At 69.8% G+C, this 13,998-nt stretch carries 13 protein-coding genes; 7 read left to right on the top strand and 6 right to left on the bottom strand.

The genetic code is table 11. The features are described from left to right. Window positions 1–46: 46 nt before the first annotated feature. Genes ACFWNN_RS41485 through ACFWNN_RS41475 form a run of 3 tightly spaced genes read right to left on the bottom strand, consistent with a single transcriptional unit; the run spans window position 47 to window position 2,315 of the window. Window positions 47–1,084, bottom strand: a complete 1,038-nt coding sequence (locus tag ACFWNN_RS41485) for a hypothetical protein (RefSeq protein ID WP_382445472.1) — start codon at window positions 1,082–1,084, stop codon at window positions 47–49. 45 nt (window positions 1,085–1,129) lie between these two features. Continuing rightward, complete coding sequence (locus ACFWNN_RS41480) at window positions 1,130–1,492, bottom strand: hypothetical protein (RefSeq protein WP_382445471.1); 363 nt, start codon at window positions 1,490–1,492, stop codon at window positions 1,130–1,132. 46 nt (window positions 1,493–1,538) lie between these two features. Continuing rightward, window positions 1,539–2,315 carry a TetR/AcrR family transcriptional regulator gene (locus tag ACFWNN_RS41475; RefSeq protein WP_382445470.1) on the bottom strand — a complete coding sequence of 259 codons (777 nt, stop codon included), beginning with the start codon at window positions 2,313–2,315 and terminating at the stop codon, window positions 1,539–1,541. A gap of 77 nt (window positions 2,316–2,392) precedes the next feature. Here ACFWNN_RS41475 and ACFWNN_RS41470 point away from each other — a divergent pair, with 77 nt between their 5' ends. Both ACFWNN_RS41470 and ACFWNN_RS41465 read left to right on the top strand, forming a co-directional pair. Further along, a complete protein-coding gene (locus tag ACFWNN_RS41470; RefSeq protein ID WP_382445469.1) occupies window positions 2,393–4,651 on the top strand; it encodes an ATP-binding cassette domain-containing protein in 2,259 nt (752 codons plus the stop codon). Beyond that, window positions 4,648–5,430: a siderophore-interacting protein gene (locus ACFWNN_RS41465; protein ID WP_382445468.1), complete on the top strand. Its 783-nt coding sequence runs from the start codon at window positions 4,648–4,650 to the stop codon at window positions 5,428–5,430. The genes ACFWNN_RS41470 and ACFWNN_RS41465 overlap by 4 nt, the downstream gene beginning before the upstream one ends. On the opposite strand, the gene ACFWNN_RS41460 is transcribed toward ACFWNN_RS41465, so the two are convergent. After that, window positions 5,420–6,454 (bottom strand): methyltransferase, encoded by a 1,035-nt coding sequence (locus ACFWNN_RS41460; protein WP_382445467.1) that lies wholly within the window; start codon window positions 6,452–6,454, stop codon window positions 5,420–5,422. The two genes, ACFWNN_RS41465 and ACFWNN_RS41460, sit on opposite strands and share 11 nt — an antisense overlap. A 114-nt stretch (window positions 6,455–6,568) precedes the next feature. On the opposite strand from ACFWNN_RS41460, the gene ACFWNN_RS41455 reads away from it, so the two are divergent. From ACFWNN_RS41455 to ACFWNN_RS41435, 5 genes are read left to right on the top strand one after another with little or no spacing between them, the layout of a single operon-like run. Beyond that, the gene (locus ACFWNN_RS41455; RefSeq protein WP_382445466.1) at window positions 6,569–7,483 is read left to right on the top strand and encodes an ABC transporter permease; all 915 of its coding nucleotides are present in this window, start codon (window positions 6,569–6,571) and stop codon (window positions 7,481–7,483) included. After that, window positions 7,480–8,466 carry an ABC transporter permease gene (locus ACFWNN_RS41450; protein ID WP_382445465.1) on the top strand — a complete coding sequence of 329 codons (987 nt, stop codon included), beginning with the start codon at window positions 7,480–7,482 and terminating at the stop codon, window positions 8,464–8,466. Before ACFWNN_RS41455 ends, ACFWNN_RS41450 begins: the two co-directional genes overlap by 4 nt. A 14-nt stretch (window positions 8,467–8,480) precedes the next feature. Continuing rightward, entirely contained in the window at window positions 8,481–10,151 is a 1,671-nt protein-coding gene (locus ACFWNN_RS41445; RefSeq protein WP_382445464.1) for an ABC transporter substrate-binding protein, read from the top strand. After that, on the top strand, window positions 10,148–11,680 hold the full coding sequence (locus ACFWNN_RS41440) for a dipeptide ABC transporter ATP-binding protein (RefSeq protein WP_382445463.1): 1,533 nt from the start codon (window positions 10,148–10,150) through the stop codon (window positions 11,678–11,680). The genes ACFWNN_RS41445 and ACFWNN_RS41440 overlap by 4 nt, the downstream gene beginning before the upstream one ends. Next, complete coding sequence (locus tag ACFWNN_RS41435; RefSeq protein ID WP_382445462.1) at window positions 11,677–12,873, top strand: D-arabinono-1,4-lactone oxidase; 1,197 nt, start codon at window positions 11,677–11,679, stop codon at window positions 12,871–12,873. Before ACFWNN_RS41440 ends, ACFWNN_RS41435 begins: the two co-directional genes overlap by 4 nt. On the opposite strand, the gene ACFWNN_RS41430 is transcribed toward ACFWNN_RS41435, so the two are convergent. Further along, window positions 12,852–13,421: an SRPBCC domain-containing protein gene (locus ACFWNN_RS41430; RefSeq protein WP_382445461.1), complete on the bottom strand. Its 570-nt coding sequence runs from the start codon at window positions 13,419–13,421 to the stop codon at window positions 12,852–12,854. The two genes, ACFWNN_RS41435 and ACFWNN_RS41430, sit on opposite strands and share 22 nt — an antisense overlap. Continuing rightward, window positions 13,414–13,911 (bottom strand): helix-turn-helix domain-containing protein, encoded by a 498-nt coding sequence (locus ACFWNN_RS41425; protein ID WP_382445460.1) that lies wholly within the window; start codon window positions 13,909–13,911, stop codon window positions 13,414–13,416. The genes ACFWNN_RS41430 and ACFWNN_RS41425 overlap by 8 nt, the downstream gene beginning before the upstream one ends. Window positions 13,912–13,998: the final 87 nt, after the last annotated feature.

Below are 13,998 nucleotides of genomic sequence, written 5' to 3'. Positions count from 1 at the left end.
GGCAGTGGCGGAAGGGGGAAACGTCCCCCGAAGGTCTCGACGAGGCCTAACCGATCGGTTGATGCGTCACGACGTCGACGCCCGGGAAGCCGTTGCCGACGATGGGGTTCTTCCGGCCGTTGAGGTACTGCTGGAAGAACGCCGGGATGTAGGTCGTGGCGATCCGCCGCTGCTGTTCAGGAGTCAGCGCCCGGTCCGCGCACGTGCTGTCGTTCTCGTAGGACCATTCGGTGTTGAAGTAGTTGTGGTTGGCGTTCTTCGGTGTCACGGCGTGGATCGGCACGACGTTGCGGCCCTTGGCGTTCTCGATGAACGTCGTGCCGCTGACCGCGCCGTCGCAACTGCCGGTCATGGCCGCGAACGGGATCCTGGTGATCCGGTAGTCGAGGTTCTCCGGAGCCTCCGGGTCCGGCGCGTAGTAGTCGGCGGGCGCGAGCGGCAGCACGGCCCTGATCCGCACGCCCTTCGGCAGTTCACCGACGTGCTTGTCCGACGCCTGGTAGACCGCGCCACGGCCACCACGTGAGTGGCCGAGCGTGCCGACGTTCGTCAGGTCGACGTGACCCCTGAACCCCTGCAGCTTCCCCGCCAGCGGCCCCTTGCCGTCGTTGAGGTCGCGCCACATCTCCAGGTGCTTGCTCATCACGGCCGCCCGCGCGACGTCGGCGATCTCGCCCATCTCGCCCGCGTTGACGCCGTTGACGCTCACCGACACGACCACGAAACCCTGCCGCGCCAGCTCTTCTGCGAGGTAGTCGTACCCCCGGTAGCTCGGGAACGCGTCGCCGCCGGGGCACGGCCAGACCCACTGGTCGCCGCGGCACGGCTGCCAGTACCCGTGCGCGAGCAGCACCAGCGGGCGCTTGCCGACGAGCGTGCGCGGCGCGTGCACGACCGCGGTGAGCTCGAGGTCCGCGACCGGACCTCCTGGCTCGCTGTGAAAGCCGGGCACCTGAAATGCCCGCTCACCGAGCGAGTACTCGACCTTTCTCACGCCGGGGCCGTAGTCCGGAGCCGCCGAGGAGGTCGGGGCGGCCAGCACCATCGCCATCGCGACGGCGGCCGCGGCTTTTCCGATTGCCATGTGCCGATCCCATCGGGAACTTGTGGGCGTCCGGTGAGGACGCTGTCACGGTTCTGCCACAACGACATGGCGCGCGAAGCCAGCGAACCGCTGTGCCAACGGCCCGGTGCCGTCGCTCAGCTCACGCCACAGCTCGCGATGCCGGGGCAGCGCGGAACGGTCGGGCACGACCACCACGACGGCGCCCTGCCGCACGAGTGGTCGCGCCGAGATGTCGCTGGTCAGCACCAAAGGAAGTGCGCCGACGAGGGTTCGCGGCGCGTGCACCACGCCGACGAGGCCGTCCGCCTCGTACGTCATGGTCATCGTCGTGGGGCTGTGTTCGTCCTGCGCGGGGGCGGCCTCCGTGCTCGGTGCCGTCAGCACGAGGGCGCACACGACCGCGACTACAACTCTCCCGATCGCCATGGGCACGATCTCACCGAGCCCATGTGCCGGTCACGTCCGGGGTTTGTCACGGTTTTGCCACAGCGCCCTCGACGCCGTCGAGAAGCACCTTCAACCCGCCGCGGAAGTTCTCCAGGGCGTCGTTCTCCAGATAGGGCAACGATGGATCGACCGGGTCGCGGTCGCTCTCCAGGACGTGCAGCATCGGGAACTTCTTCGCCAGGTCGGGCTCGATCTCCGTCAGCACCGCCGACCGCGCGTACCACCACTCCTCGTCGCCCTCACCGGTCTCGCCCCCGGCGGCCCGCGCCTCGGCGACGGTCTGGGCCGCGCCGCGCACGAAGTAGGTGAGGGCACCGGTGATGCCGCGCAGCTGACGGCCGGGCAGCCCGGTGGTCACCAGGATCGCGGCGAGCGCCTCGATCGACGCGAACTCGTGCGGGCCGAGGACCGGGCGGGCCTGCGACACCTGGAGCACCCACGGATGGCGCGCGTAGCACTCCCACAGGTCCTGAGCCCACGCGGCGACGGCCGCGCGCCAGCCGTCGCCGAGGTCGTAGGTCGTCGGCAGCTCGGCCATCGCGCGGTCGTACATGAGGTCGACCAGCTCGTTCTTGCCCGGCACGTACGTGTAGAGCGCCATCGCGGTGCGGCCCAGCCGTTCGCCGACGGCGCGCATCGAGAACGCCATGCCCTGCTCGTCGGCCACCTCGACGGCCGCGTCCACGATCAGGTCCACGCTCAGGCCGGGCTTGCGACCGGGTCGTTGCTCCGGCGCCGCGCTCGCGCGCCAGAGCAGCTCGATGGACCGGCGCGGGTCACCCTGACCTGCGTAGACGACCACGGTTGCGACTCCTTACAACGTAAAGTAACCTCGACGGCCGCATACTTTACGGCATAAAGAATCAAACCGGGGGAACTGTGAACGCTGTCGCGGACAGCCATGACCTGATCCAGGTGCGCGGCGCGAGGGAGAACAACCTCGCGGACGTGTCGCTCGACGTTCCCAAGCGCCGCCTGACCGTCTTCACCGGCGTGTCCGGCTCCGGCAAGTCCTCGCTGGTCTTCGGCACGATCGCGGCCGAGTCGCAGCGGATGATCAACGAGACCTACACCGCGTTCCTCCAGTCGTTCATGCCGTCGATCGGCCGGCCGGACGTGGACGCGCTGCACAACCTGAGCGCGGCGATCATCGTCGACCAGGAGCGGATGGGCGCGAACTCGCGCTCCACCGTCGGCACCGCCACCGACGCGCACACGATGCTGCGGATCGTCTTCAGCCGCCTCGGCGAACCGCACGTCGGCACGTCCGGCGCGTTCAGCTTCAACCTGCCCGAGGGCATGTGCCCCGAGTGCGAGGGCCTCGGCAAGGTCACCACCATCGACGTGGACGCGATCGTCGACCGCTCGAAGTCGTTGAACGACGGCGCGATCGACGCGCCCAACTACGGCGTCGGCACCTGGTACTGGCAGGTGCTCGCCAACTCCGGCCTCTACCCCATCGACCAGCCGATCTCGACGTTCACCGAGCAACAACTGCACGACTTCCTCTACAAGCCGACGACGAAGCTGAACATCAACGGCACCAACGTCACCTACGACGGCCTGATCGCGAAGCTCCAGCGCACGGTCCTGTCGAAGGACCGCGAGTCGATGCAGCCGCACGTCCGCGCGTTCGTCGACAAGGCCGTCACGTTCGCGACCTGCGGGAGCTGCCGGGGCGCGCGGCTGAACGAGGCCGCGCTCAGCGCGAAGATCCGCGGCGTGAACATCGCCGACTGCTCCGCGATGCAGATCAGCGACCTCGCGCAGTTCGTGCACTCGATCGACGACCCGTCGGTCGCGCCGCTGCTGGCGACGTTGCGCGACACCCTCGACTCGCTGGTCGAGATCGGCCTCGGCTACCTGTCGCTCGACCGCGAGTCGGCGACGCTGTCCGGCGGCGAGTCGCAGCGCGTGAAGATGGTGCGCCACCTGGGTTCCTCGCTCACCGACATCACCTACGTCTTCGACGAACCGACCGTCGGCCTGCACCCGCACGACATCCAGCGGATGAACAACCTGCTGCTGCGGTTGCGGGACAAGGGCAACACCGTGCTCGTCGTCGAGCACAAGCCGGAGACCATCGAGATCGCCGACCACGTCGTCGACCTCGGCCCCGGCGCGGGCGTCCACGGCGGCCACGTCTGCTACACCGGCGACGTCGCGGGCCTGCGCACGTCCGGCACGCTGACCGGCCGCCACCTCGGCCACCGGGCCAAGCTGCGCCCGGAGTTCCGCTCCCCCAGGGGTTTCCTGCCGATCAGCGGCGCCCGCACCAACAACCTCAAGGACGTCTCGGTCGACCTGCCGCTCGGCGTGCTGACCGTCGTCACCGGCGTCGCGGGCTCCGGCAAGTCGTCGCTGATCCACGGCTCGCTGCGCGGCCGCCCGGACGTCGTGACGGTCGACCAGTCCCCCATCCGCGGCTCGCGCCGGTCCAACCCCGCCACCTACACCGGCCTGCTCGACTCGGTCCGCACGGCGTTCGCCAAGGCCAACGGCGTGAAGGCCGCGTTGTTCAGCGCCAACTCCGAAGGCGCCTGCGAGAACTGCAAGGGCATCGGGCTCGTCTACACCGACCTCGCGATGATGGCGGGCGTCGCCACCGTCTGCGAGAAGTGCGAGGGCAAGCGCTTCACCCCCGAGGTGCTGCGCTACACGTTGCGCGGCAAGAACATCAGCGAGGTGCTCGGCATGTCCGTCGCCGACGCCCGCGACTTCTTCCCGTCCGGCCAGCCGCACGCCGTGCTGAGCCGCCTGCACGACGTCGGCCTGCCGTACCTCTCGCTCGGCCAGCCGCTCACGACGTTGTCGGGCGGCGAACGGCAACGGCTCAAGCTCGCCATCCACATGGCCGAGAAGGCGTCGACGTACGTGCTCGACGAACCCACGTCCGGCCTGCACCTCGCCGACGTCGACCAGCTCCTCGGCCTGCTGGACCAGCTGATCGACGCCGGCAACACCGTCATCGTGATCGAGCACCACCTCGCCGTCATGGCCCACGCCGACTGGATCGTCGACCTGGGTCCCGGCGCCGGCCACGACGGCGGCCAGGTCGTCTTCTCCGGCACGCCGGGAGACCTCGTGTCCACTTCGGACACCCTCACCGCCCGGCACCTGAAGGAGTACCTGTCATGAGCCTGCTGACGGTGACCTCGGTCGTCCCGCTCACCCCGCGGATGACCCGGATGACGTTCACCGGCCCCGGCCTCGCCGAGATCGGCACCTGGCCGGACCAGCAGCTCAAACTGCTGTTCCCCCAGCCAGGCGGGTCGGCGCACGTCTCGGACGCCCCGGACGTCGGCACCTGGTACCAGGCCTACCTGGCCATGCCCGACGACGAACGGCCGTGGATGCGCAGCTTCACCGTGCGTGAGTTGGCCGACGAAGTGCTGACGATCGACTTCGTGCTGCACGGCGCCAACGGCCCGGCCTCGCGGTGGGCGAGCAGTGCCCAGGTCGGGGACGTGATCGGCCGCTTCGGCCCCTCCCCCGACTACGCCCGGCCGTTGGGCGAAGCCGAGCTGCTGGTGTTCGCGGGCGACGAGACGGCGTTGCCCGCGATCGCCTCCCTCCTCGAACTCCTGCCCGCGGCGCAGCAACGGCTGGTGTTCGTCGAGGTCGCGGACCCGGCGGAGGAACAGGACGTCCCCGGCGTGCGGTGGGTGCACCGCAGTGCCGGGGAGGACCTGGTCTCGGTCGTGACGGCGCAGGACGTCCCGGCGGACGTCTGGGTGTGGCTCGGCGGCGAGGCGTCGGCGGTGCGCGCGCTGCGCAGGCACTTCGTCGGCCGCGGAGTGTCCAAGAAGGACATCGAGTTCTCCGGCTACTGGCGGCGGACGCTCACCCAGGACGACGCGCCGACCGCCGACGACCTCGCCGAGGCGCAGGAACGGATCGCCGCGCTCAGCGAGTGAACTCCAGCAGGCTGCGCCCGTTCACCTGAGTCACGGACTCCAACGCGAGTCCGTGCCGTGCGGCCATCTGTTCGAGGTCGTGGAGCCCTCGGTCCCGCCCGCCGAAGTGCACGAGCATGACGAGGTCGAACTCCGTGCTCTCGCCGAGGGACTCCACGACGAGAACTCTGGTGCCCTGGGCACAACGCGCCAGGATCTCGTGAGCCTTCTCGTCGTCCCAGTTGTGCAGAACGTCGACCAGCAGGTACGTGTCCCCGGCGGGCAGCGGGTCGAAGAAGCTGCCCCCGGTCACCTCGGCCTCGAGCCCTCGTTCGCGGAACATCTCCGCCGCTCCCTCGACCGTCTCCGCGAGATCGACGAGGTGGCCGCGCATCCCGGGGTTCGCCTGGAGGATCGCGGCCAGCGTCCGGCCATTCCCACCGCCGACGTCGACGAGCGTGCCGAACCGCGACCAGTCGGTCGCCGCCACCAACCGCGGGATCCAGGCGGCCATGCGGTGGTTCATCTGACGGTCGAACGCGCCGCGCAGGTCCGGCCGCTCCGCCAGGTCGGCCCAGAAACCCTGGCCGTAGCGGACCTCGTAGGCCGCCTCGCCGGTGCGGACGCTGTGCAGCAGGTCCGCGAACGCCAGGTCGGCGCGGCCCGCCGGGGAGTCCTGATGCAGGAAGCCGTGCAGGCCGTTGCCCGCGTCGGCGCACAGCAGGGCGCCGAAGTCGGTGATGCGGTAGCCGGCGGCTGTTCTCTCGGTCACGCCGAGAGCGGTCAGATGGGCCAGGAGGAGGTCCAGAGCCTGCGCGTCGACGCCCAGTTCGGCGGCGAGCGCGGCCACCGCGGTGGCGTCCCCGGCCGTGTCCTCCCCGACCGCCCCGCCGTCCCTCAGCCGGTCCGGCAAACCCAAGGTCACGGCCACTCTGAGCACCATCGGCGTGACCAGCCCGGACATTCGTCGGAGCGCCTGCACGTCGTTCTCGTTCCCCATGTAGATCAACCCTGCCACCACCGGCAACTCAATTTCGATCAACACTGAAGCAATAGTGTTAACACAGTCTCAGCCAGTGGACGTGGACGACTCCGCCACCTGATCGGCCTACTGTCTCGCCGCGTCAGATCAACACAGCAGAAGAAGCAGGTCACGCAGTTGTCCACTCCCGTCGCGCGGTCGGTGCCCGCCGCGATCGCCTCGGTGCTCGCCCGCGACCGCTGGGCGCTCACCGGCACGGTCACCGTCGTGGTGATCGGCCTGGTCGCGATCTTCGCGGACGTCCTCACCGCCCTCGAGGGCCACGACCCGTACACCTACGACGCGACCGCGCTCGACCCCGCGACAGGACTGCCCGCGGGCTCGTTCGGCGGGATCAGCGCGGAGCACTGGTTCGGCGTCGAGCCGCTGACCGGGCGCGACCTGTTCGCGATCGTCGTGCACGGCGCGCGCACGTCGTTCCTGATCGGCCTCGCGGCGACGGTGGTGTCGATCGTGCTCGGGCTGCTGATCGGCGCGGCCGCGGGCTATCTCGGGGGCTGGGCGGACCGGGTCATCACCTGGACCGCCGACGTGTTCCTGGGCTTCCCGTACCTGGTGTTCATGATCGCCCTGGGCGCGGTGGTGCCTGCCGAGTTCCCGCGGGCGCTGCTGCTGATCGTGGTGATCGGGTTCTTCGGCTGGCCGTCGACCGCGCGGATCGTGCGCGCGCAGGTGCTCACGTTGAAGGAACGCAACTTCGTGAAGGCCGCGCGGGTGCTCGGCGCGTCGCCGTGGCAGATCTTCCGCACCGAGCTGCTGCCGAACCTCTGGGGTCCCGTGCTGGTCATGGCAACGTTGTCAGTGCCCGGCAAGATCGGGCTGGAGGCCGCGCTGTCGTTCCTCGGTGTCGGTGTGCTGCCGCCCACGCCGAGCTGGGGCCGTTCGATCAGCGCCGCCATCGACTGGGTGCAGGTCGACCCGACGTACCTGCTGATCCCCGGGCTCGCGTTGTTCGCGGTCACGTGGGGCTTCAACGCGCTGGGCGACGGGCTGCGCGACGCGCTCGACCCGAGGTCGGTGGCGAAGCGGTGAAGTACGCGCTCACCCGGCTCGGCGGCATGGTGCTCGTGCTGCTGATCGTCGCCTTCTGCACGTTCGTCGTGTTCTACCTGGTGCCGTCCGATCCGGCTCTGCTGGCGTGCGGCAAGCCGTGCACGCCGGAGAACCTCGCGCTGGCGCGGGAGTTCATGGGCTTCGACGAACCGTGGTGGCAGCAGTTCCTCACGTTCCTCGGCGGGATCTTCACCGGGCGGACGTTCGGCACCGGCGCGACCGCGATCCACTGCGCCGCACCGTGCTTCGGCTACTCGTTCCGGCAGAACACCGACGTGCTGGAGCTGATCGGCGACCGGCTGCCGGTGACGTTCTCGCTCGCGATCGGCGCCGCGGTCCTGTGGGTCGCCGCGGGCGTCGCGATCGGCGTGCTCGCCGCGCTGCGCAAGGACACCTGGTTCGACCGGGTCGCGCTGGCCGGGTCGGTGATCGGCGTGTCCGCGCCCGTGTACCTGGTGGGGCTGCTCGGGATTCTCGTGCTCGGCTTCCAGCTCAACGTCGTGCCGGTGGGCAACTACACCGCGTTCGCCGACGACCCGGTGCGCTGGGCGTGGGGCCTGGTCCTGCCGTGGTGCGTGCTGGCGTTCGCGCACGGCGCCCACTACGTGAAGCTCACCCGCTCGCAGATGCTCGAAACGATGTCCGAGGACTTCATCCGCACCGCCCGGGCCAAGGGTGTGCCGGAGCGGACGGTCGTCGGGAAACACGCGCTGCGCAACGTGTTGCTGCCCGTCGTGACGCTCACCGGCATCGAGTTCGGCTCGTTGCTGGGCGGCGCGGTGATCACCGAACGGGTGTTCAGCCTGCCCGGACTGGGCGGCCTGCTGATCGAGGCGGTCCACAACCGGGACCTGCCGACGCTGCTCGGCTGCACCCTGTTCGCCGGTTTTCTCGTAGTCGTCGCCAACGCCGTCGTCGACCTGTCCTACGGCGTGCTCGATCCCCGAGCACGACTCACCTGAGGGAGGAAAGTCCGTTGTCCAGCAAGAAGCTTCTTGCGGTCGTTCTCGTCGGTGCCCTGGGGGCCGCCGCTTGTGGCGCGAACGACCAGCAGCCCTCCGGTGACGCGGCGGTCAAGCCGGACAAGGGCGGGACGCTGCGCGTGCTGTCCGAGTCGCGCACGCTGAACTTCGACCCGGCCAAGTCGCAGAGCCTCGCGATCACGACCCTGGGTCTCGTGCACCGCAGACTGACCGGCTGGCAGAACGCCGTCGGGCAGCCCGCGAAGGTCGTGCCCGACCTCGGCGACACCGGCAAGACCACCGACGGCGGCAAGACCTGGACGTTCGTGCTCCAGGACGGCCTGAAGTTCAGCGACGGCACGCCGATCACGTCCGCGGACGTGAAGTGGGGTGTCGAGCGCTCGTTCGCGCCGGCGTTCGGCGGCGGCCTCGGCTACCACAAGGACCTGCTCGGCGGCGCCGACTACCAGGGGCCCTTCGAGGGCAAGGAGCTCGACTCGATCGAGACGCCCGACGCGAAGACGATCACGTTCAAGCTGACCCGCCCGTACGGCGACTGGCCGTGGATCGCCTCCACGCCCGCGTTCGCGCCGGTGCCGAAGGGCAAGGGCGCCGAGCCCGACTACCAGGAACACGCGATCGCCTCGGGTCCGTACCAGATCCAGACCTACACCAAGGGCGTCGAGGTCAAGCTCTCCCGCAACCCGAACTGGGACGGCGCCAAGGACCAGGTCCGCGCGGGCCTGCCCGACGAGGTGGTGTTCCAGCTGGGTCAGGACGCCTCGGTCGTGTCGCAGCGCCTCGCGGCGGACTCCGGTGACGACAAGTTCGCGTTCGGCGCGTCGTTCGCCTCGCCCGCCCAGCTCGCGCAGCTGCAGGCCAACGCCTCGGCGAAGTCCCGGGTCGTGACGTCGAAGTCGGGCGCGGTCGCCTACCTCGCGCTGAACACGCAGAAGGCGCCGCTGAACAACGTCAAGGTGCGCCAGGCGTTCCAGTACGCGGTGAACAAGTCCGCGTACCAGATCGCCTCCGCCGGCACGGCCGCGCTGGCCGGTGACGCCGCGACGACGTTGATCACGCAGGGCATCGAGGGCCGCGAGCAGTTCGACCTCTACCCGTCCAAGCCCGAGGGCGACCCGGACAAGGCCAAGGCGCTGCTCGCCGAGGCGGGCTTCCCGAACGGCCTGGAGAACCTCTCGCTGGTGCTGAACAAGTCCAACAACCAGACCGAGAAGGCCGAAGCCATCCAGGCGGCACTGGCCAGGGCGAACATCAAGGTCACCCTGCGCACGCTGGAGGCCGACGCGTTCGAGACCGAGACGAACCTCGCGGAGAACCCGACGTACGACCTCACGCTCTCGTCGTGGCAGCCCGACTTCCCCAGCGCCAACGCGAACATCCAGCCGTTGTTCGCCACCTCGGAGATCGGCAAGGGCGGCTACAACATCTCGCGGTACTCCAACCCCGAGGTGGACCAGCTGATCGAGGCCGCGCAGTCCACTGTGGACCCGGCGGAGGCCGGCAAGAAGTGGGCCGCGATCGACAAGCGGATCCTGGAGGACTCGCCGGTCGTGCCGTTGATCTACACGCGCAACTCGTTCATCCACGGCTCGAAGGTCGGCAACTTCTTCATCGCCGACTTCCCCGCCTACCCGAACTACCTGCAGGTGGGTATCTCGAAGTGAGTGCACTGCTGTCCGTCGAGAACGTCTCGGTGGACTTCGGCACCGGCTCCCCGGCGGTCAGCGAGGTCTCGTTCTCGCTGACAGCCGGGGAGGTCCTCGCCGTGGTCGGCGAGTCGGGCTCGGGCAAGACCGTGACGGCGATGTCGTTGCTGGGGTTGCTGCCCCCGACGGCCTCGGTGACGGGACGGGCCGTGCTGAACGGCCGCGACCTGTACTCGCTGACCGCCGAGGAGCTGCGTTCCGTGCGGGGCAACGAGGCAGGCATGGTGTTCCAGGAACCCATGAGCGCGCTGAACCCCGTGTTCACGATCGGCAGCCAGATCGTCGAGGCCGTGCGGGTGCACCGCGCGGCCTCGCGGTCGGCAGCCCGTGCGCGGGCGGTCGAGCTGCTGGAACTGGTCGGGCTGCCGCCGGAACGGTTCGGGGCGTACCCGCACGAGATGTCCGGCGGTCAGCTGCAACGCGTGGTGATCGCGATGGCGGTGGCGAACGAGCCGTCGTTGCTGATCGCCGACGAACCGACGACCGCGCTGGACGTGACGGTGCAGGCCGAGGTCCTCGGGCTGCTGCGGGACCTGCGCGACCGGCTCGGGGTGGCGATCCTGCTGATCACGCACGACATGGGCGTGGTCGCGGACCTCGCCGACCGGGTCGTGGTGATGAACGCGGGACGGGTCGTGGAGACCGGGCCGGTGCGGCAGGTCTTCCGGGAGCCGGCGCAGGAGTACACGCGCACGCTGCTCGACTCGGTGCTGCGGCTCGACTCGCGGGAGCTGCCCGGTCGTGCGCCCGAAGCGCCCGTCCTGGAGCTCTCCGGCGTGTCCGTCACCTACGGGAAGTTCCGCGCCGTCTCCGACGTGTCGTTCTCGATCGGCCGCGGCGAGACCCTCGGCCTCGTCGGCGAGTCCGGCTCCGGCAAGTCCTCGCTGGCGGCCGCGGTCACCGGCCTCACCCGCTACACCGGCCGGATCACCGTGGCCGGCCGGGAGGTCGCCGGCCTGCGCAAGGCCGACCGCGGCCGCATCGGGCTCGTGTTCCAGGACCCGCTGTCGTCGCTCAACCCGCGCGCCACGATCGCCCGGTCGATCGCGCTGCCCCTCGTGCTGCACACCCGGACGCGCGGCCGGGAGCTGGCCGCGAAGGTCGACGAGCTGCTCGACGCCGTGCAACTGCCGAGGGAGTTGCGCGACCGCTACCCGCACGAGCTGTCCGGCGGGCAACGCCAGCGGGTCGGCATCGCCCGTGCCATCGCGCTCGGCCCCGACCTGCTGATCGCCGACGAACCGACGTCCGCGCTGGACGTGACCGTGCAGGCCAGGGTGTTGGAGCTGGTCCAGTCGCTGCAGCGCGACCTGCGGTTCGCGTGCCTGTTCATCAGCCACGACCTGGCGGTCGTCGGGCACCTCGCCGACCGCGTCGCGGTGCTGCACCGGGGTGTCGTCGTCGAGGAGGGCACGGAGGTGTTCGCCGCGCCGCAGGACCCTTACACGCAACGTTTGCTGGCGTCGGCGCTTACCGTGTCTGTATGAGTACCAACTGGGCTGGCAACGTCACGTTCTCCTCGGCCCAGGTCGTCAGCCCGGCGACGGCCGACGACCTGCGCGCGATCGTGCGCGGTTCATCGGCCGTGCACGTGGTCGGCTCGGGGCACTCGTTCAGCACAGTCGCCGACACGACCGGCGCACTGGTGTCGTTGGCGGCGATGCCGGAGGTCTTCGAGGTGTCCGGCCACACGGTCCGGGTGAGCGCCGGGATGACGCTCGCCTCGCTGGCGGTGAGGCTGGAGGCGGAGGGGCTCGCCCTGCACACGATGCCGTCGCTGCCGCACATCACGGTCGCCGGCGCGGTCGCCACGGCCACACACGGCTCGGGGTCGCGGTCGCTCGCGGGCGCGGTGCGGTCGGTCGAGGTGCTGCGCGGAGACGGGTCGGTCGTCGAGCTGACGTCCGCGGGCGCGCCGGTGTCAATGGGCGGGCTGGGCGTCGTCACGACCGTGACGCTGGACGTGGAGCCGTCGTTCCAGGTCGCGCAGACGGTCTACGAGGACGTGGCGTGGACGACGTTGCTGGTGCAGATGGAACAGATCTTCGGCGGCGCGTACAGCGTGAGCGCGTTCGTCGACTGGCAGGGCGGCGCGACGATCTTCGCCAAGCACCGCGTGGGCGAGCCGGAGTTCCTGTTCCCCGGCCACGCCGCGACCGAACCCGTGCACCCGGTACCCGGCCAGCCCGGCTCCCGCTGCACCGTGCAGGGCGGCGTGCCCGGCCCGTGGCACGAGCGGCTGCCGCACTTCCGGGCCGAGTTCACGCCGTCGGTCGGCGAGGAGCTGCAGACCGAGTACTTCGTGCCCCGCACGCGCGCCGTGACGGCGTTGCGGGCGCTGGCGGAGATGTCGACGGTGATCTCGCCGCTGGTGCAGGCCTGCGAGATCCGCACGGTCGACGAGGAACCGCAGTGGCTCTCCCCCGCCTACGACCGGGACAGCATCGCGATCCACTTCACCTGGGTGCCGAACACGCGGGAGGTGCTGCGGCTGCTGCCCCGCCTGGAGGAGGCCATCGCGCCGCGGCCGCACTGGGGCAAGCTCTTCACCGTGCCACCGGCGCTGCTGGCCGCGCGCTACCCGCAGTGGGACGCCTTCCGGTCGTTGCTGCGCGAGCACGACCCGAAAGGCGTCTTCCGCAACGAGTTCCTGACCCGCTACTTCGGTCCGGCGGCCTGAGCCCGGATCGCCTCCAGCTCGTCGTCGGACTTCCCGTAGGTCGTCACGACGGTCATCTGATGGCTGGTGACCACGAGTCCCGGCCCGAACTCCTCGACCACGACGCCGTGCTGGTGCGCCGACTCGAAGAACGGCTTGCCGCTCACGCCGAGGTCGACCGGGTGCGGCCAGAAGAGCGTGCGGCGCTTCTCGCCGGGGTGGTACTCGTGCGCGAACTTCAGCTGGTGCAGGAAGGTGATCCAGCCTTCGGTGATGTCGTCGTAGTAGGCGTCCCACTCGGGCGTGGTGCCCTTGGGCGCGCGGGTCAGCTCCACGTGCGTGCCCTCGGGGACCTCGGTCAGCGCGAACGTGTCGTGGCCGTGCAGGACGAGCGTGGTGTCGCCCGCCTCCTCGGCGTTCTGGAAGTAGATGTGGTCGATCTCGGCGTCGAGCTCCGGGATGTCCCAGCCGTGCCAGTGGCGCAGCTTCTCCTTGTCGCGGAACGACTCCCACACCAGCTCGACCGGCGCGGCCACGGTGATCTCGATCCGGACGCCTTCGTCACTCATCTGCTACTCCGGGGTGGCCCATCGCGACCACCCGGTACGGGCGGCCTGTCTCGGTGTCGTACTTCAACGCGATCTGCCGCACCGCTTCGGCCAGGTCGCTGGTGAACTCGTGGACGTCGCCGGGCGCGCCGAAGCGGACCGTCGTCTCCACGGTGAACGTGAGCAAGCGCTTTCCCGCATCGGCCGCCGCCCCCGACATCCGTTCGACGTCCCGGGCGGTGTCCTCCGCGACGGACACCAGGTGCGTCGCCGCGAACTGGTCCTGGACGTCCGCGGCGATCTCCCGGCCGGGCCGCGCGCGCAGCACGCGCTCGACGCACCCGCGCCGTTGCCGCTCCTCCACGAGCTCGACGAGACCGGCCTGTTCCAGGGCTCTGACGTGGTAGTTCACCCGCTGCCGGGGCAGCTGGAGGGTCGCCGCGAGCTGGGTCGCCGAAGCAGGCGACTTCAACAGCTCCAGCAACGATCGGCGCAACGGCGACAGCTCCACGCGTAGCACAATCGCATTTGACAAAAAGCACTGTCAATACCGGAACGGGACCGGAAACAGTAAGGTTCGTTGACGGTTGCAACAAAC

It is taken from the genome of Lentzea sp. NPDC058450, assembly GCF_042721395.1.
Classification (GTDB): Bacteria; Actinomycetota; Actinomycetes; order Mycobacteriales; family Pseudonocardiaceae; genus Lentzea.
The sequence above is the reverse complement of the archived record's forward strand: the minus strand, read 5'-3'. Positions and strand labels throughout refer to the sequence as shown.